Source organism: Burkholderia sp. NLJ2, from assembly GCF_049487195.1.
GTDB classification, from domain to species: Bacteria; Pseudomonadota; Gammaproteobacteria; order Burkholderiales; family Burkholderiaceae; genus Burkholderia; species Burkholderia pyrrocinia.
Genome location: NZ_CP137808.1, coordinates 3,413,221 through 3,434,197, shown reverse-complemented (window position 1 = coordinate 3,434,197; position 20,977 = coordinate 3,413,221). Strand labels below are relative to the sequence as shown.

Below are 20,977 nucleotides of genomic sequence, written 5' to 3'. Positions count from 1 at the left end.
ATCAGGAAAACGGAAAAAGAGGGCTCAGAACAGCTCGCGCACGCGGTGGTACAGCATCCCGAGTTCGAGCGCGGGTTGCCGCCATGCGTCGCCGCCGGGGAAGCGCCGGTGACGCACGCGAGCGAACAGGTCGAACGCGCGCGTGTCGCCCGCGATCGCGCCGGCGACCGCACGTCCGGCGATGCCGGTGAGTGCGACGCCGTGTCCGCTGAAGCCCTGGACGTAGAAGAAGTTCGGATCGAGCGCGCCGAAATCCGGCGCGCGGTTGCGCGTGACGTCGACGAAGCCGCCCCACGCGTGGTCGACGCGCACGTCGCCGAGTTGCGGGAACACGCCGACCATGCGCTGCCGGATCGTTTCGGCGAGCGTCGCGGGCGACGCGCCGGCCGAATTCGCGCGGCCGCCGAACAGCATCCGGTGGTCGGCCGACAGCCGGAAATAGTCGAGGAAGAAGTTGTTGTCGCACACGGCTTCGCGCTGCGCGATCAGTGCGTCGGCGCGTGCCTGGCCGAGCGGCTCGGTCGCGATGATGTACGACGCGATCGGCGCGATGCGTGCGGCGGTCGCGGCCGGCAGCACGCCGCCGGGGCCCGCGTTGCCGCACGACACGACGAAGCGGCAGCGTACCTCGCCCGACGGTGTGCGCACGACGGGCCGCGCGCCGCGCACGATGTCGAGCGCGGGCGTGTGCGCATACAGCGCGACGCCTTCGCGGCGTGCGGCATCGGCGAGGCCGAGGCAGTACTTGAGCGGATGCAGGTGGCCCGACACCGGATCGTGCACGCCGGCCAGGTAACGCGTCGATGCGATGCGCGCGCGGATCTCGCCGGTGTCGAGCCACGCGAGCGACGGATGGCCCCAGCGCGACGTCGCGGCGTCCATCCATGCGCGCAGGTCGTCGATGCGGCGCGGCTTCGTCGCGACCGTCAGGTAGCCGCGCGTGAAGTCGCAGTCGATTCCGTAGCGCGCGATCCGCTCGGCGATCAGCGCGACACCGTCGAGCGACAGCGACCACGCGGCGCGCGCGCCGTCGGCGCCGAGCTGCCGCTCGATCTCCTCGTCCTTCGCGAAGCCGGTGATCACCTGGCCGCCGTTGCGGCCCGACGCGCCCCAGCCGGGCCGGTGCGCATCGATCACCGCGACCGACAGCCCGCGCGCGCGGCAGTCGAGCGCCGTCGACAGGCCCGCGAAGCCGGCGCCGATCACGCAGACGTCGACGTCGATCGTATCGTCGAGCACTGGGTCATCGACTGCGGGCCGCGTGGCCGTCGCTTCGTAGTACGAGTCGCGCGCGAGCGCATCGGCGCGGCGGGTGAAAGACTGCGTCATCAAATCGACTCCTTCGGTACGGCCGGCAGACGGTGCGCGACGCACCGCGAGCCGGCCGGCAAAAACGGCACGGGACGCCGTGCGCACGGCACGGCGTCCCGCGTGTGCTGCGTCAGAACGAATAGATGAACTGCGTCGCGAGCAGGTCGTTGGACTTGCTGTACGAACCGTCGTTGCGCAGGAACACCTTGTTGTTCGCCCAGTCATGCCGGTATTCGACCTTCACGGTGATCTGCTGGGTCGGATAGAACAGCAGGTCGAGCGCAACGTCCTGACGGATCGCGCCCTTGCACTCGAAGCCGAGGCCGCCGCCGGCCTTCGACGTCGCGAGGCAGTCCGAATCGACGCCGAAGCCGTTGTTCGGATCCATCCCGTTGCCGTTCAGCGCGATACCGCCGCCGCCGCCGCCGTTCTTGCTGTTGACGAGCGCATCGTAGCGCAGCGTCACGCCCATGCGGCCGACCACCGGCGCGTTGAACTTGCGGTGCGCGAGCAGCGACAGCCCGTACCACTGCGCGAGCCCGCCGTTGAACGCCGCATGGTCCTGCCGGCCGTAGTCGACTTCGGCGTTGTACTGGATATCGGCAAGCGTGTAGGTCGCGTCGAGCTCGCCGAAGAAGAACGAGCCATACGCGCTCGGCGCGTTGCCGCCCGGGCCGTAGTGTACGACGCCGTTCGAGTCGATCGCGCTCGCGAGCGTCTGCCGCCCGATGTTGAACGACCCGCCGATGTCGAGCGCGCTCGACCACGTGTAGTCCGCGCGCGCGGTGAACGTCGGCACCTTGTTGCTGGTGCTGATCGGATCGCCGAGCGCATTGGTGCCGGTCTGCGTGACCGAACCGTAGGTGCGGTACTGCTCGTTGCCGAGGAAGAACTTCCACGCCCAGCTGCCCTTCGTGTAGTTCGCGCCCGCACCGATGTAGCTGCCCGGATCGGAGAAGTCGTACAGCAGGTTGTGCGTGAGCGTGAGCATCTGGTTCGACTGCTGCACCTCGTAGCCGCCGAAGCTCGGGATCAGGCCGGCGACGAGCGTCGTCTCGGCCGTGATCGGCACGTTGACGACCGCCGTGTTCAGGATGTTATTGCCGATGTTGCCGCGCGAGTTCTGCAGCAGCGTGATGCCGTTGCCGCGGTTCGGCATCAGCGTGATCTCGGCCGACGGCGCCATCGGGCCGACGCCGAAGGTCTTCTTGATGTCGAGGTAGAGATCGCCGAACGTGCTGTTGAAGTAGTTGTACGCGCTCTCGTGGTTCGCGAACAGGAACGACGACGTGCCGGCCGAGCGGTTGTAGATGTAGGTCGGATCGATGTAGCCCGTCACCGACAGGCCGGCGAGCGGGCCAGTGTTGGCCGCGTCGGTCAGCGAGTCGACCTTCAGCTGCTGGTTCGCGATCTGCTGTTTCATTTCGCCGACCTCGTCGTTGGTCAGCGTGGCCTGCGCCTTGCCGTAATCCGGCGAGCCCGGATCGACGGCCACCGCAACCGGCGCCACGCCGGCCTTCGCACCGGCCTGCGCGACAGCGGCGCCGCCCGGCTTCGCGGCGAGCTGCGCCTGCATGGCCTTCATCTGTTTCTGCAGCGCCGCGACCTGCGCCTGCAGCGCCTTGATCTCGGCGGATGTCGAGTCGGCCAGCGCGATGCCCGGCAACGCGCCGGCCACCAGCAGGCAGATCAGTTTCTTCTTCATTGCGGATTCTCCTTGTCGTGCGCCAGTCAAAGTGCGATTGGTTCGCGCGCCGCAGGGTGCGGCGCGCGGGTCTTGTTATCGATGAAAAGAACAGGGGAGGCTCACGCCACCGCGAACGCCGCCTTCATGTCGGCCACGCGGCGCCGCTCGCGCGCGATCATCATCCGGTTCACGACGATCACGCCGATCGTCACGGCCGTGATGAACAGCGTCGCCAGCGCGTTCATCTCCGGGTTCAGCCCGAGCCGCACGCGCGAGAACACCACCAGCGGCAGCGTCGTCGAACCCGGCCCCGACAGGAACGCCGACAGCACCAGGTCGTCGATCGACAGCGTGAACGACAGCAGCCACCCCGACAGCAGCGCCTGCGAGATCAGCGGCAGCGTCACCACGAAGAACACCTTCAGCGGCGTCGCCCCCAGATCGAGCGCGGCCTCTTCCAGCGACTTGTTCATCTCCTTCACGCGCGACTGCACGATGATCGCCACGTACGACACGCACAGCATCACGTGACCGATCCAGATCGTCACCATCCCGCGACCCTTCGGCCAGCCGAACATCTGCTCCAGCGCCACGAACAGCAGCAGCAGCGAGATGCCCTGGATCACTTCCGGAATCACCAGCGGCGCGTTGATCATCCCCGTGTACAGCGTGAAGCCCTTGAAGCGGCCGAAGCGCGCGAGCACGAAGCCCGCCCACGTGCCGATCACGACCGACGCGGTGGCCGTCAGCAGGCCGATCTTCAGCGACAGCCACGCGGCGGTCAGCAGCTCGTCGTCGTCCAGCAGCGCGCTGTACCACTTCAGCGAGAAGCCGGACCACACCGTCACCAGCTTCGACTCGTTGAACGAGTACACGACCAGGCTGATGATCGGGATGTACAGGAACAGGAAGCCGAAGGCGAGAACGCCCGTCGACAGCGGTTTGCTCGGCTTGATCATTTCGCTTCCTCCAGTTCCTTGACCTGGTAGTACTGGAACAGCGCCATCGGCACCAGCAGCAGCATCACCATCGCGACCGTCACCGCGGACGCCATCGGCCAGTCCATGTTGTTGAAGAACTCATCCCACATCACGCGGCCGATCATCAGCGTGTCGGCACCGCCGAGCAGCTCCGGAATCACGTACTCGCCGACCGCCGGGATGAACACCAGCAGGCTGCCGGCGATGATCCCGTTCTTCGACAGCGGCAGCGTGATCCGCGTGAACGCGACCCACGGCTTGGCGCCCAGGTCGTACGCGGCTTCGAGCAGCGTGAGGTCCATCTTCACGAGGTGCGCGTACAGCGGCATCACCATGAACGGCAGGTACGAATAGACCATCCCGATATAGACGCCCGCATCGCTGTGGTACAGCCGCAGCGGCGTGTGGATGATGCCCAGCGCGATCAGCGTGTGGTTCAGCAGGCCGTCATCCTTCAGGATGCCGATCCATGCGTACACGCGGATCAGGAACGACGTCCAGAACGGCAGCATCACGGCCATCATCAGCACGTTGCGCCGGTTCGGCTCGGCGCGCGCGATGTAGTACGCCATCGGGTAACCGATCAGCAGGCACAGCACCGTCGACACGGCGGCCATCTTCAGCGAGCTGAGGTAGGTCGCGATGTACAGGTCGTCCTGCAGCAGGAACGCGTAGTGCGACAGCTGCAGCGCGAAGTGCACGATGCCGTCCTTCATCTCGACGAGCGACGTGTACGGCGGGATGCCCATCACCTGGTCGGCGAAGCTGATCTTCAGCACCAGCACGAACGGCAGCGCGAAGAAGACCGCGAGCCACAGGAACGGCACGCCGATCGCGACGTTGCGGCCCGACGGCAGGAACCGCGACAGCGCGGCAAAGCGGCCGGGGCGCGACCGGCCGGCGCCGGTGCTCGCGGCGCCGGTCGATACCGGCGCGGACGGAGTGGAAGCGGAGGTTCTCATCGTGTCGTCCTCACTGCGTCAGCACGACGCCGCTGGCCGGCGACCACGACACGAACACGTCGTCGTTCCAGGCCGGCGCACTGTCGGTCATCAGGTGCGAGCTCGACAGGTTCGACACGACCGTCTTGCCGCTCGGCAAACGCACGTGATACAGCGAATAGCTGCCCATGTACGCGATATCGGTCACGACGCCGCGCGCCCAGTTGTGCTTCGAACCCGGCTTGTCGCGCGACACGTGCACGCGTTCCGGACGCACCGAGATGCCGACCGGCATCCCGAGCGGGCCCGTCACGCCGTGGCTCACGTACATCCGTGCTTCGAGGTCGTCGCTCTCGACGAAGATATGATCGGGCTCGTCCTCGACGACGCGGCCTTCGAACAGGTTCGTCGAGCCGATGAATTCGGCCGAGAAGCGGCTGTTCGGGAATTCGTACACTTCGCCGGGCGAACCGATCTGCACGATCTTGCCTTCGCTCATCACCGCGAGGCGGCTCGCCATCGTCATCGCCTCTTCCTGGTCGTGCGTGACCATCACGCAGGTCACGTCGACCTTCTCGATGATGTTCACGAGTTCGAGCTGGGTCTTCTGGCGGATCTTCTTGTCGAGCGCCGACATCGGCTCGTCGAGCAGCAGCAGCTTCGGGCGCTTGACCAGCGAGCGGGCGAGCGCGACGCGTTGCTGCTGGCCGCCGGAAAGCTGGTGCGGCTTGCGCTTCGCGTACTTGCTCATCTGCACGAGCGCAAGCGCATCGGCCACGCGTTCCTTGATCTCGTTCTTCGGCGTGCCTTCCTGCTTCAGGCCGAACGCGACGTTCGATTCGACCGTCATGTGCGGGAACAGCGCGTACGACTGGAACATCATGTTCACCGGGCGGCGGTACGGCGGCAGCGACGCGAGGTCTTCGCCGTCGACGAAGATCTTGCCGGAGGTCGCCGTTTCCAGCCCGGCGAGCATGCGCAGCAACGTCGACTTGCCGCAGCCCGAGCTGCCGAGCAGTGCGAACAACTCGTTCTTCGCGATCGTCAGGTTCACGTTGTCGACGGCCGTGCTGTCGCCGAATTTCTTCACGACGTTTTCGATGCGCACGAAAGCGTCGTTTTGCGTACGGGCCGCGGCGGCCGGTTGAGTCTGTCGTGCAGCAGCGGAAGAGGGTATCGATTGCATGGGAGTCACCATTCGTTCTTCACGGATTGCAGGCGTGAGCGTCCCCGCACGAGGCGCGCAACGCGACTCGCGGACAACGGCTCGTGCCGGATGGAACAGGGCGCGCGATGCGCGCGGGCGGACGGATGTCCGCAGATCTCAGGCGGGCAGGCGTGGAGCGATGCCTGCGCCGCCGTGATGCTTGGCGATCAGTGGCCGGTTTTCAGCTGCGCCCACAGACGGTTCTCGAGGCGCAGGATGTCGGCCGGCATCGGCTTCATCAGCACCATCTTCTTCAGCACGTCTTCAGGCGGATAGACGGTCGGGTCCTGCGCGACGGCCGGCGTGACGAACTGGTGCGCGGCCTTGTTCGCGGTCGGGTAGAACACCGTGTTGGTGATCGCCGCGTTGACCTTCGGATCGGAGACGTAGTTGATCCACTTCAGTGCAGCCTCGGGGTGCGGCGCATCCTTCGGGATCACCATCACGTCGAACCACAGCAGGCCGCCTTCCTTCGGGTTCGAGAACTTGATGTCGTACGAGCGCTTCGCTTCCGACGAGCGGCGATGCGCGATACCGACGTCGCCCGACCAGCCGAGCACGACACACACGTCGTTGTTCGCGAGGTCGTTGATGTAGCCGGACGAGTTGAACTGGGTGATGTACGGGCGGACTTTCTTCAGGACTTCGAACGCAGCCTGGTAATCGCCGGGGTTCTTGCTGTTCGGATCCTTGCCCATGTACTGCAACGTGGCGGCGAACACGTCGACGGCCTGGTCGAGGAACGACACGCCGCAGCTCTTGAGCTTCTCCATGTTGGCCGGATCGAACACGAGTGCCCAGCTGTCGACGGGCGCCTTGTCGCCGAGCGCCTTCTTCACCGCCTGCGCGTTGTAGCCGATGCCGTCCGTGCCGTAGGCCCAGGGGACGCCGTACTGGTTGCCCGGATCGGCATCCGAGATCATCTTCATCAGCAGCGGGTCGAGGTTCGCGAGGTTCGGCAGCTTCGACTTGTCGAGCTTCTGGTACACGCCGGCCTGGATCTGCTTGGCCATGTAGTTCGACGTCGGCACGACGATGTCGTAGCCCGAGCTGCCGGCAAGCAGCTTCGCCTGGAGCGTGTCGTCGCTGTCGTAGTTGTCGTACTTGACGTGGATGCCCGTCTGCTTCTGGAAGTTCGGGATCGTGTCCGGTGCGATGTAGTCGGACCAGTTGTAGACATTCAGCTCGTCGGCGGCATGCGCCGACGGGCTGGCGACCGACGTGAACGCTGCCGCGGCGGCGAGGGCGGCAACGGAACAGGCTTGGCGAAGAATGCAGGCACGCATGGTGGAGTTCCCCTGGTTATGGCGGCGTGCGGCGCCCGCCGCACGCCTGTAGACAAAGCCGTTACGAAATACCCAGTTGCTGGGCGGTTGCATCGACGGCCTTCTTCGCCTTCGACACGAGTTCATCGATTTCCGGACGCGAGATCACGAGCGGCGGCGACAGCAGCATCCGGTCGCCGGTCGCGCGCATGATCAGGTTGCCGTTGAAGCAGAAGTCCCGGCAGATCGTGCCGACGTCGCCGCCGTTCGCGAAGCGGCGGCGTTCGGCCGGCGCTTCGGCAAGCTGCAGGCTCGCGACGAGGCCGTGGCCATGCACTTCGCCGACGATCGGGTGACGCGCGAAGGTTTCGCGCATCAGCGCCTGGAAGTACGGGCCCGTGTCGTTCTTCACGCGCTCGACGATGCCTTCGTCGCGCAGCAGCTTCAGGTTCGCGACCGCGACGGCCGCGGCGACCGGATGGCCCGAGTACGTGAGGCCGTGGTTGAATTCGCCGTTGTCGATGATCGGCCGCGCCACTCGCTCGTGAATCCCGACCGCACCCATCGGCACATAACCCGACGTGAGGCCCTTCGCCATCGTGATCAGGTCCGGCTCGAAGCCGAAGTGCTGATGCGCGAACCATTCGCCGGTGCGGCCGAAGCCGCCGATCACTTCGTCGGCAACGAGCAGGATGTCGTACTTGCGGCAGATCCGCTGGATTTCCGGCCAGTACGTCGACGGCGGGAAGATCACGCCGCCCGCGCCCTGAAACGGCTCGCCGATGAATGCCGCGACGTTCTCCGCGCCGAGTTCGAGAATCTTCGCTTCGAGCTGCTGCGCACGTGCAAGGCCGAACGCTTCGGGCGTCTCGCCCGGCTGCGCTTCGCCGAAGAAGTACGGCTGGTCGATGTGCACGATATGCTCGACCTTCGACGGCATCTGCTCGTGCATGTAGCCCATCCCGCCGAGCGTGCCGCCCGCGATCGTCGAGCCGTGATAGCCGTTCTTGCGCGAGATCACGTATTTCTTCTGCGGCTTGCCCTGCACGCGCCAGTACTGGTGCACGAGGCGCAGCACGGTGTCGTTGCCTTCCGAGCCGCTGTTGCAATAGAAGAAGTGGTTGAAGCCGGCGGGCGTCACTTCGGCGAGCATCGCGGAAAGCTCGATCACCGGCGGGTGCGTCGTCTTGAAGAACGTGTTGTAGAACGGCAGTTCCTGCAGTTGGCGATACGCGGCGTCGGCGAGTTCCTTGCGGCCGTAGCCGACGTTCACGCACCAGAGGCCGGCCATCCCGTCGATGACCTTGTTGCCGTCCGAGTCCCACAGGTAGACGCCGTCGGCCTTCACGATCACGCGGCTTCCCGCGCGGTTCAGCGCGCCCATGTCCGAGAACGGGTGGATGTGGTGCGCGGCGTCGAGCGCGCGGTATTCGGCGGTCGAGCGTGCCTGTGTCGCGCGCGGCGCGGCGGCCGGCGCGGCCGGCTGGATCCAGGCAGATTCGTTGCGGTAAGTCATGTTTCCTCCGTGATTCCGTATGGCGGTTGTGCGCGCGCTTATACGTGCAGCAGCAGATGGCGGCGTTCCCACGAGCTGATCACGCGGAAGAACGCTTCGTATTCGGTTTCCTTCAGCGCGAAATACGCCTTCAGGAACTTGTGGCCGAGGATCTCGCCGAGCGGTTCGCACGCGGCCATCAGCGTCAGCCCCTCCTCGAGATTGCGCGGCAACTGGTACGGCAGGTTGTAGCCGTCGCTGACGAGCGGCTCGGTCGGCTCCAGGCGTTGCGTCATGCCGAGGTAGCCGGCCGCGAGCGTCGCGGCGAGCGCGAGGTACGGGTTGCAGTCGACGCCCGGGATGCGGTTCTCGATGCGGCGTGCCGCCGGGCCCGAGTGCGGGATGCGGAAGCCGACCGTGCGGTTGTCGTAGCCCCACTGCACGTTGATCGGCGCGGCCATGAAGCGCGACAGGCGGCGATACGAATTGATGTACGGCGCGAAGATCGGCATCAGTGCCGGCGTGTACTTCTGCAACCCCGCGAGGTAGTTGTAGAACATCGACGTCGCGCCGCCCGTCTCCTGCGACGTGAACAGGTTCTGGCCCGTTTCCTCGTCGACGATGCTCTGGTGCACGTGCATCGCCGAACCCGGTTCGTCTTCCATCGGCTTGGCCATGAACGTCGCGTACATGTTGTGACGCAGCGCGGCCTCGCGCACCGTGCGCTTGAACAGGAACACCTGGTCGGCCAGCGACAGCGCGTCGCCGTGCATGAAGTTGATCTCCATCTGCGCGGCGCCGACTTCGTGGATCAGCGTATCGATGTCGAGGTTCTGTGCTTCGCAGTACTCGTAGATGTCCTCGAACAGCGGATCGAACTCATTGACGGCTTCGATCGAATACGACTGGCGGCCCGTTTCGGGGCGGCCCGTGCGGCCGACCGGCGGGCGCAGCGGCAGGTCGGGATCCTTGTTCATGTCGACCAGATAGAACTCGAGCTCCGGCGCGACCACGGGCTTCCAGCCCTTCGCCTTGTACAGCTCGAGCACGCGGCGCAGCACGTAGCGCGGCGAGATTTCGACCGGCGAGCCGTCGAAGTGCACGCAGTCGTGGATCACTTGCGCGGTCGGGTCGACGGCCCACGGGATCAGGCGGATCGTCGACTCGTCGGGCACGCACACCATGTCGGGGTCGGTCACGCCGGTCAGCGAGCCGTCTTCCGGATATTCGCCGGTGACGGTCTGCACCATCACGGCCTGCGGCAGCCGCATCGATTCGCCGGACGTGAACTTGTTGCGCGGCGTGATCTTGCCGCGCGCGATGCCGGCCATGTCGGGAATGATCGCCTCGACTTCGGTGATCCGGTGTTGCTTCAGAAAACTTTCGATATCTTGCATGTCTGTTCTCGTTGTTTGGTCGGCGCGCTCAGGCGAGCGCGGCAGCGGCCGGGGTTCGCGTGCGGGCATTCCGGCGGGCGCGGCAGGCGTCGCCGAAGGCGCGGAAGATCGCGCTCGACAGCGGGTCATGCGCATGCCGCCATTCCGGATGCCATTGCACGGCGAGTGCGAAAGCCGGTGCATCGACGACGCTCACGGCCTCGATCAGGCCGTCCGGCGCGACGGCTTCGACGGCGAGGCCGGAGCCAAGCTGCGCGATGCCCTGCTTGTGCAGCGAGTTCACGTGCACTTCGTCGCGGCCGCCGGCCAGCGCGTGCAGCTTGCCGCCGGGCGTCAGGTGCACGACGTGCGCGGGGCCGTATTGCGTGTCCGTCGGTGCGTCGTCGTCCTCGCGGTGATCGGCGAGGCCCGGCACGTCGTGCACGCGCTGGTGCAGCGTGCCGCCGCAGACGACGTTCAGCTCCTGGAAGCCGCGACAGACGGCGAGCGCGGGCACGCCTGCGGCGATCGCCGCGCGCAGCAGCGGCAGCGTCGTTGCATCGCGTGCCGGGTCGTGCTTCGTGCCGGGTGCGCTCGGCTCGCCGCCATACAGGTGCGGCTCGACGTTCGAGTAGCTGCCGGTAAACAGCAGGCCGTCGACCGTGTCGAGGATGTCGCCGACCGACTGGCGTTCGCCGAGCGCGGGCAGCACCATCGCGAGCGCCTGCGCGCCGTCGACGATCGCGGCGACGTATTTGTCGCCGACCGTATGCGACGCGTGTGCGCCGATTTGCGTGTGGTCGGCGGTGATGCCGACGAGGGGTTTCCTTTCCATGACGTCAATCAGTAATCCGTAGGGCTGTGGCGTGCGTCGGGTCGGATACTGCAAAACGCAGGCACGACACAGCCCCGCAGCCTGGCGCAGAGCGCGAGGCCGCTGGTGAATGGGCGCAGCGGGATGGCGGGGCGATCCGCGCTGCGCGCGACGATCAGGCCGTCGTTCGTTTGGTTGCGATACGCGACGCGGCAACGAATGCGCGAACGCGTTCCGTCACCGCATGGACGATGCGGTTGGCGAATCGGCAGACAAAACGAACGACGTAAAGAAAGGAGAGGCGCTACGGCAGCAGCGACGCCACTTCGTCGGTATCGACGGCGACGAATGCGCGTGCGGATACGGCGTTGTGGCGCCGAACGGAACGACGAGACAGGATTGTGTAGATCGACAGATGCTGCAGGCGAGGACTATGCCAGCCGCAACTGCCATCGGAAGGGGACGCCGCGCTGCGCGAACTTCGCGCCACGCTTCGATCCCACCTCACCAGAGGGCCACGGACTCTCACGATTACACTCGACTGGGTTGTTGAAAGTATTGAACACCCGACCGTTTCAACGCGCTGGGCGTTTAAAATAATCAAGGCGCCGGTTACGCGTCATTTACATTGATGGGCATCAATTTTTGCGTTGCAATAACGCGTTTTGCTGCCTGTGAAAGTCAAATGACGCTGACCTGTGAGCCAGCATATACGAGCCAAAAACGGCGTCAAATGTTTTTTAACGGTCTTGCATCAGGGCTTTCCCGAGCAGTGCGAACAAAAGATTCGCAAACGGAATAATCGACACGGTGTTCATTATTTCGAACGCCTTTCAGGGTTTTCCCCGCTGATGTGCGGCATAAAGTGATTAGAATATTCAACGGCTGTCCACTGCGTCGTTTCACTTTGTCATCGCACTTATCGTGTCCGAAACCGAATCGATGTCCACCGAAGTCGCCGAGCGCCTGCGTTACGTGCGCAACAAGCATGCCCTGTCGCAGCGCGAACTCGCGAAGCGCGCCGGCGTGACCAACGGCACGATCTCGCTGATCGAACAGGGCCGAGTGAGCCCGTCAGTCGGCTCGCTGAAGAAACTGCTCGAATGCATACCGATGAGTCTCGCGGAGTTCTTCACGTTCGAGCTCGTCGAATCGCGCTCGGTCGTGTCGCGTCGCGACGACATGCCGAACCTCGGCAACGACACGCTCGCGTTTCATCTGGTCGGCGCGAGCGTGAAGGACCGCAACATGTGCATCCTGCGCGAGATCTACCAGCCGCACGCCGATACGGGGCCCGAGATGCTCGTGCACGCGGGGCATGAGGGCGGTGTCGTCGTGTCGGGCCGGCTCGAGCTGACCGTCGACGGCGCGACGTGGCTGCTCGACCCCGGAGACGGCTACTACTTCGAAAGCCGTTTGCCGCACCGTTTTCGCAATCCCAGCGCGGAACTGATCTGCGAGGTCGTCTCGGCCAATTCGCCGGCGACCTTCTGACCGCGCATCACCGCATTCGCTGACGGCCGGCCGCGCATCAGGCGCGCGGCGTGTCGCATCGCGAATGTCACAACATTGAGGCATCCTGATGAACAAGTTGACTTTGGCTGACTGGCAGGACAAGGCGGCGTCGCTCAAGATCGAAGGGCGCGCATTCATCGACGGCGCGTCGCGCGACGCGCACGGCGGCAAGACGTTCGACTGCGTGAGCCCGATCGACGGCCGCGTGCTGGCGAAGGTCGCCGAGTGCGGCGAAGCCGACGTGAACGCAGCCGTCGCGGCCGCGCGCCGCGCGTTCGACGCAGGCGTGTGGGCCGGCCTGAATCCAGGCGCACGCAAGGCCGTGCTGCTGCGCTGGGCCGCGCTGATGCGCGAGCATCTCGACGAACTGTCGCTGCTCGAGACGCTCGACGCGGGCAAGCCGATCGGCGATACGACGACGGTCGACGTGCCGGGCGCCGCGTACTGCGTCGAGTGGTTTGCGGAAGCGATCGACAAGGTCGGCGGCGAAGTCGTGCCGGCCGATCATCATCTCGTCGGCCTCGTTACGCGCGAGCCGGTCGGCGTGGTGGCGGCCGTCGTGCCGTGGAACTTCCCGATCCTGATGGCCGCGTGGAAATTCGGCCCCGCGCTCGCGGCCGGCAACAGCGTCGTGCTGAAGCCGTCGGAGAAATCGCCGCTGACCGCGATCCGCGTCGCCCAGCTCGCGTACGAAGCCGGGATCCCGGCCGGCGTGTTCAACGTCGTGCCGGGCGCGGGCGAACCCGGCAAGCTGCTTGCGCTGCATCGCGACGTCGACTGCATCGCATTCACCGGATCGACGGCGGTCGGCAAGCTGATCATGCAGTACGCCGCGCAGTCGAACCTGAAGCGCGCATGGCTCGAACTCGGCGGCAAGTCGCCGAACATCGTGCTGCCCGATTGTCCCGATCTCGACCGCGCCGCGCGGGCGGCGGCCGGCGCGATCTTCTACAACATGGGCGAGATGTGCACGGCAGGCTCGCGTCTGCTCGTGCATCGCGACATCAAGGACGCATTCATCGAGAAGCTCCTGGCGGCCGCGCGCGCATACACGCCCGGCAATCCGCTCGATCCGTCGGTGTCGATGGGCGCGATCGTCGACGGCATCCAGCTCGAGCGCGTGCTCGGTTATATCGAGGCAGGGCGCAGCGAAGGCAGGCTCGTTACGGGCGGTGCACGCGTGAAGGCGGAGACGGGCGGCTTCTACGTCGAGCCGACGGTGTTCGAGGTGAAGCCCGATGCGAAGATTGCGCGCGAGGAGATCTTCGGGCCCGTGCTGTCGGTGATCGTGTTCGACGACGTCGACGAAGCCGTGCGGATCGCGAACGACACCGAATACGGGCTGGCCGCGGCCGTGTGGACGTCGAACCTGACGACCGCACACGACGTGTCGCGCCGGCTGCGCGCGGGCACGGTGTGGGTGAACTGCTACGACGAGGGCGGCGACATGAACTTCCCGTTCGGCGGTTACAAGCAGTCGGGCAACGGCCGCGACAAGTCGCTGCACGCGCTCGAGAAGTACACCGAGCTGAAGTCGACGCTGATCCGGCTGCGCTGATGCGATGCCGCGGGCGCAGCGCCATTCGGCGGTGCGCCCGCAGTTCGCAGCCCTCAGCCCGCAGCCCTCAGCCCGCAGCCGTCAGCCCGCGTTATGCGGTGCGCAGCGCGGGGTGGAAGCCGGCGGCTTCGATGATCGACTGCACGCGCTCGGCGCGTTGCGCCGATTCGACCTTGACGATCTTCGTCGCGACGTCGATGTCGAGCTTCGCGGCGGGATCGGCGGCCGTCACCGCGCGTGTGATCGCATTGGCACAGCCGCCGCAGGTCATGTCCTGGACTTCGAATTCCATCGTGTTCTCCTGAGTTGACGATTGACGAGCACTGTCAGCATGAAGCTTGCCATGGTGGGAAGGTCAAGCGCATCCATGCAGCTTGGCACATGCATTGCCGCCTCGGCACGGCGAGATCACTCGCCAGCACGAAGTCAGACAAATCGGAAGGCAGTGCATGCGTCAGTCGGAATTTTTCCCGATTGACGCCGATGCGCCGCCGGCGTCATGCGATGAGAGCCTTGCCTGGCAAGGCTTGGTGCGTTCTTGTGAAACGCTATCTCCATATTGAGAGTAAGGGTACGCGATATCGAAATGCGAATCGATCTTAGTATCAATGTCCTTCGATATTTCATTTCGTTACGCACATGAACCGTTTCGCACTGGGTTTCGCCGCTGTCCTGCTGGGCGCGTCCGCCGCCACCGCATTCGCCGCCGACGACGTCGTCAACCTGACGCTGAAGGACCACAAGTTTTCGCCCGATGGCGTGACGATTCCGGCCGGCAAGAAGGTGAAGTTCGTCGTGAAGAACCTCGATGCGACGCCCGCGGAATTCGAGAGCGACGATTTCAAGGCCGAGAAGGTCATTCCGGCCGGCAAGTCGGCCGAGATCCTGGTCGGGCCGCTGAAGGCCGGCACCTACGAGTTTCACGACGAGTATCACGAAGCGCAGTCGAAGACCCACCTGACCGTCAAGTAAGCGAATCCCGCCATGCTGTCTACCGCGCTGATTGTCTTTCGTGAAGTGCTCGAGGCCGCGCTGGTGGTCTCGATCGTGATGGCCGCCACGAAGGGCGTGCCGCGGCGCGGCTGGTGGGTCGGCGGCGGGCTCGTCGGCGGCGTGATCGGCGCGGGCCTGATTGCGGCGTTCGCCGACGTGATCTCGCAGTGGGCGTCCGGCATGGGGCAGGAAGTATTCAACGCGGGCGTGATGTTCGTCGCGACGCTGATGCTGGCCTGGCACTGCATCTGGATGAGCCGGCACGGCCGCGAGATGGCGCTGCACATGGGCGAAGTCGGCCGGGCCGTCGCGGCCGGCAACCGGCCGCTGACGGGGCTGGCGATCGTGGTCGGCGTCGCAGTGCTGCGCGAAGGCTCCGAGGCCGTGCTGTTCCTGTACGGGATCGCCGCGGGCGATCCGGGGCAGACGCCGCAGATGATCGCTGGCGGGCTGCTCGGCGTGCTCGGCGGGGCCGGGCTCGGTTATGCGATGTATGCGGGCTTGCTGCAGATTCCGCTGAAGCGCCTGTTCTCCGTCACCAACGGGCTGATCGTGCTGCTGGCTGCCGGGATGGCGAGCCAGTGTGTCGGTTTCCTGCTGGCGGCCGGTCTCGTACCGTCGTGGGGCGACGCGATCTGGGATACGTCGTGGCTGCTGAAGGAGACGAGCATCGTCGGCAAGGCGCTGCATACGCTGATCGGCTATACCGCGCGTCCGGCGGGCATTCAGATTGCCGCGTACGTCGCGACGCTGGTGGCGATCGTCGTGCTGACGCGGCTCGTCGGTCGTCCGCACGCGGCGATGAGGCCGCCGCGGCCTGTCGCGTGAGTGTTCCGGGTTAGAACGAAAGAAGGGGCGTCATGGACGCCCCTTCTTTCGTTTACGGTTCGCGGCCGGCCCGTGTCCGGCGGCCTGCCGGATGCACGCGGCCACGCCGGTCAGCGGTGGCTGTCGATCCACGCGCGGGCCCATTCGAGTCCGACCTCGCGCGCGTCGTCCTCGGTGTCGAACACGCCGAGCACGCCGGACGCTTCGACGAGCTTGTTGTTCTGCGTGATCGTCCCGCTCGCCGCGAAGCGCTCGGGCTGCAGGATCTCGTCCTGCTGCAGGATCGCGTGGCCCCAGATCTGGTAGCCGAGGTAGTGTTGCGCTTCCATTATCGAGTCACCTCCGCGGAGCGGTTGTGCGTGCCGACCCGCAGCACGTTGCCGTCCGGCGTGTATTGCCGCGGGATAGCGGAGAAATTGAGCGCGTGCGTCGCGTCGGGGCCGGCAGGCTGCATGACCGTGAGACGCCCCGGCGCGGGTTGTGCGACGGGACGCGGTGCGGCCGGTGCCTCGACCGCGGCGGCAGGCGGGCGATGCGAACCGGCTTTCACGGTTTGCGCGACACGACGCTTGTGCGGTTTCGCGGCGGCTTTCGGCGTGGCGCTCGCGTGCTTCTCGGCGCTCTTGCCGGTGCGCGCGTCGGCAAGAGCGCGCGCGGCCGGCGTATGGGCTGCAGGCGTACGGGCTTCCGGTTGCCGCGCCTCGGGCGGGTTCCAGACTTCGACGTAGTGCTCGGCGGCCCAGCCCGTCGACGCGAACGTCAGCGCCAGCAATCCGCATCCAAACAGTCTTACCATTGTCTCTCCGTCATATTCGTTGCGGCTCGCGTCGCGGTGTCCAGTGCGGAACGCGTTCGGTCGACCGCTTATGCGCATTCGGGGAAACCAGCTCAGGAGAACACCTCGAGCCCGTGTTTCTCGACGATCTGGAGCATCCGCGCGGCAATGCCGCTCGGCCGTTTGTCGCCCTGTTCCCACTGGCGGATCGTCGACGTTGTCGTGTTCAGGTAGAGCGCGAACACACTCTGGCTGACGTTGACGGATTTGCGGATGCGGGCGATCGCTTGCGGATCGAACTGCGGGGCGGCTTCGATGCAGAGATCGTCGTATTCGCGCATCGTTTTCTTGTCGATCAGGTTTGCGCGATAGAGGCCCGACGCGGCGCTGTGGATCGCCTCCGTTGCGTCGCTCTTGAATCGACTCTTAGCCATTGCAAATCTCCACAAGCTCTTTCAGTGCGATCAGCGTCGCGATATCGGCGTCGGTGCGGCGCCCGACATCCGCGGCGAGCTTTCTGAAGGCGCGCAGTTCGCGTTCGTCGATGTCGTCCCTGTCGCGTTTCGCGAACAGGAACACGAAAACCCACGCCTGCCCGACCTTGCTCAGCACGATCCCGCGCTGCCGATTCCCGTCCAGGCGCTTTTTCCAGACGTTGCCGCCGAGCTCGACGCCCTGGCCGCGTGCCAGTTCCAACGCGGCGCGGCAGAGTTCGGCATCGGCGATTCCTGCTTTTCTGGCTGCCTTGTGAAACCACTTCGTCTTGAAGACGCGTCGCACGGAAGCAGGCATGTCGGGCCGGTCGAGTTTGCACAGGATTATATACCACTACGTGGTACATATTTCGACCTGGCCGAATGGCCTGCTTCGCGTCGATACGCGGCCGGGACGGCCCGGCGGGCGCCCTCCCGGTCGTCCTGCTTTACTCCACCGTCACCGATTTCGCGAGGTTCCGCGGCTTGTCGACGTCGGTGCCGCGTGCACACGCGGTGTGATACGCGAGCAATTGCAGTGGCACGACGTGCAGGATCGGCGACAGTTGCCCATAGTGTTCCGGCATCCGGATCACGTGCAGGCCGTCGTCGTTGACGATCTGCGTATCGGCATCGGCGAACACGTACAGCTCGCCGCCGCGCGCACGCACTTCCTGCATGTTCGACTTCAGCTTCTCGAGCAGCGTGTCGTTCGGCGCGACCGTGACGACCGGCATCGCTTCCGTGACGAGCGCGAGCGGCCCGTGCTTCAGTTCGCCGGCCGGATAGGCCTCGGCGTGGATGTACGAGATTTCCTTCAGCTTCAGCGCGCCTTCGAGCGCGATCGGGTAGTGCAGCCCGCGGCCGAGGAACAGCGCGTTTTCCTTGCGCGCGAATTCCTCCGACCACGCGATGATCTGCGGCTCGAGCGCGAGCACGCTGTTCAGCGCGGCCGGCAGATGGCGCAACTGCTTCAGGAATTCGGCTTCCTGCGTGGCGTCGACGTGCCCGCGCAGCTTGCCGAGCGTCGCGGCCAGCACGAACAGCGCGACGAGCTGCGTCGTGAACGCCTTCGTCGATGCAACGCCGATCTCGGTGCCCGCGTGCGTCAGGAACTGCATTTCGGTCAGGCGCACCATCGCGCTCGTCGCGACGTTGCAGACCGCGAGCGTATGCGTGTGGCCGAGCGACTGCGCATGCTTGAGCGCCGCGAGCGTGTCGGCCGTCTCGCCCGACTGCGAGATCACGAGCACGAGCTGGCGCGGGTTCGGCACCGATTCGCGGTACCGGTACTCGCTCGCGATCTCGACCTGGGTCGGGATCTTCGCGATCGATTCGAGCCAGTACTTCGCGGTGAGGCCCGAGTAGTAGCTCGTGCCGCACGCGAGGATCAGCAGGCTGTCGATGTCCGCGAACGCGGCGGGCGCGGCGTCGCCGAACAGCGTCGCGTCGAACGCGTCGGTTTGCGGCACGGTGTCGCCGATCGCGCGCGGCTGCTCGAAGATTTCCTTCTGCATGAAGTGGCGATACGGGCCCAGCTCGACCGCGCCGCCGTATGCGCTGACGACGCGGATTTCGCGCTGCACGGTCGCGCCGTGGCGGTCGACGATCTTCACGCCGTCGAGCGACAGCTCGCACACGTCGCCTTCCTCGAGGAACGTGAAGCGGTCGGTGCTGCCCGCGAGCGCGAGCGCATCGGACGCGAGGAAGTTCTCGCCGTCGCCGTGGCCGACGACGAGCGGCGAACCCTGGCGCGCGCCGACGACGGTGTGCGGCTGGTCCTTGTGGATCACCGCGATCGCATACGCGCCGTGCAACTGCTGCACGGCTTCGCGCACCGCGTCGAACAGGTTGCCGCGGTACAGGCTGTGCACGAGGTGCGCGATCACTTCGGTGTCGGTCTGCGACACGAATTCGTAGCCCTTCGCGCGCAGCGCTTCGCGCAGCGGCTCGAAGTTCTCGATGATGCCGTTGTGGACGAGCGCGAGCGCGTTCGACGAGAAGATCGGGTGCGCGTTGTGCGTGACGGGCGCGCCGTGCGTCGCCCAGCGCGTGTGCGCGACGCCCGTCGTGCCTTCGAGGTGCGATTCGCGCACCTGCGCGTCGAGATCGGCGACGCGCGCGACGCTGCGCGCGCGCTTCGGTGCGCCCGGCTCGAGCACGGCGACGCCGCACGAGTCGTAGCCACGGTATTCGAGGCGCCGCAATCCTTCGATCAGCACCGGAACGATATTACGTTGCGCAACTGCGCCGACAATGCCGCACATGAATGGGTCAGTCCTGTAAGTCGACGCGGGCGCCGCCGGGGCGCCCGCAAAGGGTTCAGCTCTTCTTCTTGACCGGGCGGACGTAGCCGCTCTTCGTGGTCTGGGTCTTCTCGTTCAATACGAGCAGGCCGTCGGCAACATCCTTCCAGATCGTCGTGCCGGCGGCGATCGTCACGCCGCGGCCGACGCGCACGGGCGCGACGAGCTGCGTGTCGGAGCCGACGAACACGTCGTCCTCGATCACGGTGCGGAACTTGTTCGCGCCGTCGTAGTTACAGGTGATCGTGCCCGCACCGATGTTCACGCGTGCGCCGATGTCGGCGTCGCCGATGTACGTGAGGTGGTTCGCCTTCGAGCCGTGGCCGATCACCGCGTTCTTCACCTCGACGAAGTTGCCGACGTGCGCTTCGTCCGCGAGCTGCGCGCCGGGGCGCAGCCGCGCGTACGGGCCGATCACGGTGTTCGCGCCGAGCTCGGCGCCGTCGATGTGCGAGAACGCGTCGATGCGCGTGCCGGCGCCGACCGACGCGTTGCGGATCACGCAGTTCGCGCCGATCGTCACGTTGTCGGCGAGCGTCACGTTGCCTTCGAACACGCAGTTCACGTCGATCGACACGTCGCGGCCGCAGCGCAGCGTGCCGCGCACGTCGAGGCGCGCAGGATCGGCGAGCGTGACGCCGTCGACGAGCAGCGCTTCCGCGACATTGCGCTGATGAATGCGTTCGAGTTCCGCGAGCTGCGCCTTGCTGTTCACGCCGAGCGTTTCCCAGTCGTCGTCGGGCTGCGCCGTGACGACCTCGAAACCGGCCTCGATCGCGAGCTCGACGACGTCGGTCAGGTAGTACTCGCCCTGCGCGTTTTCGTTCTTCAACGCGCCGAGCCACATCGACAGCTGGGCCGTGGGCGTGACGATGATGCCGGTGTTGATCTCGGCGATCTTCAGTTCTTCCGGCGACGCGTCCTTCTGCTCGACGATGCGCGTGACGAAGCCGGCTGCGTCGCGCACGATGCGGCCATAGCCGGTCGGATCGTCGAGCGTGACGGTCAGAATCCCGTAGCGGCCTTCGCGCGCGGCGTCGACGAGACGCCGCAGCGTCGACGCGCGGGTGAGCGGCACGTCGCCGTACAGCACGAGCGTCGGTTGCGCGGGATCGAGGAGCGGCAGCGCCTGGCGCACCGCGTGGCCGGTGCCGAGCTGCTCGGCCTGCACCGCGAACTGGACGTCGGGCGCGGCGACGGCAGCCTGGACCCGCTCGGCGCCGTGACCGACGACGACGACGAGCCGGGACGGCTGCAGCGTGCGCGCGGTGTCGATGACGTGGGAGAGGAGCGGCCTGCCGGCCAGGGGGTGAAGCACTTTCGGCAGCGCGGAACGCATGCGCTTGCCGGTGCCTGCCGCCAAAATCACGATATTCATGGCGCCAGCTTGTCAGAGGAGTTCGAAGCCGTCCATTTTAGCATGCGGCCCCCGCCGTTCCGGGACCGCCGCGCG

Annotated in this window: 21 protein-coding genes; 4 read left to right on the top strand and 17 right to left on the bottom strand. The window is 66.0% G+C overall.

Annotation, left to right across the window (positions count from 1 at the left end; genetic code table 11):
• Positions 1 to 24: 24 nt before the first annotated feature.
• The 10 genes from R9B84_RS15825 to R9B84_RS15780 all read right to left on the bottom strand — a co-directional run bounded on the left by R9B84_RS15825 (position 25) and on the right by R9B84_RS15780 (position 11,605).
• Positions 25 to 1,329 (bottom strand): NAD(P)/FAD-dependent oxidoreductase, encoded by a 1,305-nt coding sequence (locus tag R9B84_RS15825; protein ID WP_423758660.1) that lies wholly within the window; start codon positions 1,327 to 1,329, stop codon positions 25 to 27.
• A 112-nt stretch (positions 1,330 to 1,441) separates the two neighbouring features.
• Positions 1,442 to 3,016: a DUF3138 family protein gene (locus R9B84_RS15820; protein ID WP_423758659.1), complete on the bottom strand. Its 1,575-nt coding sequence runs from the start codon at positions 3,014 to 3,016 to the stop codon at positions 1,442 to 1,444.
• A 101-nt stretch (positions 3,017 to 3,117) separates the two neighbouring features.
• The gene (locus R9B84_RS15815) at positions 3,118 to 3,957 is read right to left on the bottom strand and encodes an ABC transporter permease subunit (protein ID WP_027788939.1); all 840 of its coding nucleotides are present in this window, start codon (positions 3,955 to 3,957) and stop codon (positions 3,118 to 3,120) included.
• Positions 3,954 to 4,940 carry an ABC transporter permease subunit gene (locus R9B84_RS15810; RefSeq protein ID WP_423758658.1) on the bottom strand — a complete coding sequence of 329 codons (987 nt, stop codon included), beginning with the start codon at positions 4,938 to 4,940 and terminating at the stop codon, positions 3,954 to 3,956. Before R9B84_RS15810 ends, R9B84_RS15815 begins: the two co-directional genes overlap by 4 nt.
• A 10-nt stretch (positions 4,941 to 4,950) precedes the next feature.
• Entirely contained in the window at positions 4,951 to 6,105 is a 1,155-nt protein-coding gene (locus R9B84_RS15805; protein ID WP_423758657.1) for an ABC transporter ATP-binding protein, read from the bottom strand.
• Between the two features lie 188 nt (positions 6,106 to 6,293).
• Positions 6,294 to 7,412 (bottom strand): polyamine ABC transporter substrate-binding protein, encoded by a 1,119-nt coding sequence (locus tag R9B84_RS15800; protein WP_047899216.1) that lies wholly within the window; start codon positions 7,410 to 7,412, stop codon positions 6,294 to 6,296.
• Between the two features lie 61 nt (positions 7,413 to 7,473).
• Positions 7,474 to 8,907 (bottom strand): aspartate aminotransferase family protein, encoded by a 1,434-nt coding sequence (locus R9B84_RS15795; protein ID WP_423758656.1) that lies wholly within the window; start codon positions 8,905 to 8,907, stop codon positions 7,474 to 7,476.
• A 38-nt stretch (positions 8,908 to 8,945) separates the two neighbouring features.
• On the bottom strand, positions 8,946 to 10,283 hold the full coding sequence (locus tag R9B84_RS15790; protein ID WP_262537504.1) for a glutamine synthetase family protein: 1,338 nt from the start codon (positions 10,281 to 10,283) through the stop codon (positions 8,946 to 8,948).
• A gap of 28 nt (positions 10,284 to 10,311) precedes the next feature.
• The gene (locus tag R9B84_RS15785) at positions 10,312 to 11,097 is read right to left on the bottom strand and encodes a gamma-glutamyl-gamma-aminobutyrate hydrolase family protein (protein ID WP_423758655.1); all 786 of its coding nucleotides are present in this window, start codon (positions 11,095 to 11,097) and stop codon (positions 10,312 to 10,314) included.
• A 283-nt stretch (positions 11,098 to 11,380) separates the two neighbouring features.
• Complete coding sequence (locus tag R9B84_RS15780) at positions 11,381 to 11,605, bottom strand: hypothetical protein (protein WP_072437498.1); 225 nt, start codon at positions 11,603 to 11,605, stop codon at positions 11,381 to 11,383.
• Between the two features lie 413 nt (positions 11,606 to 12,018).
• Here R9B84_RS15780 and R9B84_RS15775 point away from each other — a divergent pair, with 413 nt between their 5' ends.
• Both R9B84_RS15775 and R9B84_RS15770 read left to right on the top strand, forming a co-directional pair.
• Positions 12,019 to 12,570 carry a cupin domain-containing protein gene (locus R9B84_RS15775; RefSeq protein WP_423758654.1) on the top strand — a complete coding sequence of 184 codons (552 nt, stop codon included), beginning with the start codon at positions 12,019 to 12,021 and terminating at the stop codon, positions 12,568 to 12,570.
• 88 nt (positions 12,571 to 12,658) lie between these two features.
• Positions 12,659 to 14,149 (top strand): aldehyde dehydrogenase, encoded by a 1,491-nt coding sequence (locus R9B84_RS15770; RefSeq protein WP_423758653.1) that lies wholly within the window; start codon positions 12,659 to 12,661, stop codon positions 14,147 to 14,149.
• A 91-nt stretch (positions 14,150 to 14,240) separates the two neighbouring features.
• On the opposite strand, the gene R9B84_RS15765 is transcribed toward R9B84_RS15770, so the two are convergent.
• Positions 14,241 to 14,441: a heavy-metal-associated domain-containing protein gene (locus R9B84_RS15765; RefSeq protein WP_423758652.1), complete on the bottom strand. Its 201-nt coding sequence runs from the start codon at positions 14,439 to 14,441 to the stop codon at positions 14,241 to 14,243.
• A gap of 347 nt (positions 14,442 to 14,788) precedes the next feature.
• Between R9B84_RS15765 and R9B84_RS15760 the strand changes: the two genes are divergently transcribed.
• Both R9B84_RS15760 and R9B84_RS15755 read left to right on the top strand, forming a co-directional pair.
• A complete protein-coding gene (locus tag R9B84_RS15760; RefSeq protein WP_034179235.1) occupies positions 14,789 to 15,121 on the top strand; it encodes a cupredoxin domain-containing protein in 333 nt (110 codons plus the stop codon).
• Positions 15,122 to 15,133: 12 nt separating this feature from the next.
• Positions 15,134 to 15,970 (top strand): FTR1 family iron permease, encoded by an 837-nt coding sequence (locus tag R9B84_RS15755; RefSeq protein ID WP_423758651.1) that lies wholly within the window; start codon positions 15,134 to 15,136, stop codon positions 15,968 to 15,970.
• A 110-nt stretch (positions 15,971 to 16,080) separates the two neighbouring features.
• Here the strand turns inward: R9B84_RS15755 and R9B84_RS15750 are convergent, their stop codons facing one another.
• From R9B84_RS15750 to glmU, 6 genes are all read right to left on the bottom strand, one after another.
• Entirely contained in the window at positions 16,081 to 16,299 is a 219-nt protein-coding gene (locus tag R9B84_RS15750) for a hypothetical protein (RefSeq protein ID WP_423758650.1), read from the bottom strand.
• Positions 16,299 to 16,766 (bottom strand): hypothetical protein, encoded by a 468-nt coding sequence (locus R9B84_RS15745; RefSeq protein WP_423758649.1) that lies wholly within the window; start codon positions 16,764 to 16,766, stop codon positions 16,299 to 16,301. Before R9B84_RS15745 ends, R9B84_RS15750 begins: the two co-directional genes overlap by 1 nt.
• 92 nt (positions 16,767 to 16,858) lie before the next feature.
• Positions 16,859 to 17,179 carry a helix-turn-helix domain-containing protein gene (locus tag R9B84_RS15740; protein WP_034179231.1) on the bottom strand — a complete coding sequence of 107 codons (321 nt, stop codon included), beginning with the start codon at positions 17,177 to 17,179 and terminating at the stop codon, positions 16,859 to 16,861.
• Entirely contained in the window at positions 17,172 to 17,537 is a 366-nt protein-coding gene (locus tag R9B84_RS15735) for a type II toxin-antitoxin system RelE/ParE family toxin (RefSeq protein WP_423758648.1), read from the bottom strand. The genes R9B84_RS15740 and R9B84_RS15735 overlap by 8 nt, the downstream gene beginning before the upstream one ends.
• A 130-nt stretch (positions 17,538 to 17,667) precedes the next feature.
• Positions 17,668 to 19,485 (bottom strand): glutamine--fructose-6-phosphate transaminase (isomerizing), encoded by a 1,818-nt coding sequence (gene glmS, locus R9B84_RS15730; protein WP_423758647.1) that lies wholly within the window; start codon positions 19,483 to 19,485, stop codon positions 17,668 to 17,670.
• A gap of 55 nt (positions 19,486 to 19,540) precedes the next feature.
• Positions 19,541 to 20,902 (bottom strand): bifunctional UDP-N-acetylglucosamine diphosphorylase/glucosamine-1-phosphate N-acetyltransferase GlmU, encoded by a 1,362-nt coding sequence (gene glmU, locus R9B84_RS15725; protein ID WP_423758646.1) that lies wholly within the window; start codon positions 20,900 to 20,902, stop codon positions 19,541 to 19,543.
• Positions 20,903 to 20,977: the final 75 nt, after the last annotated feature.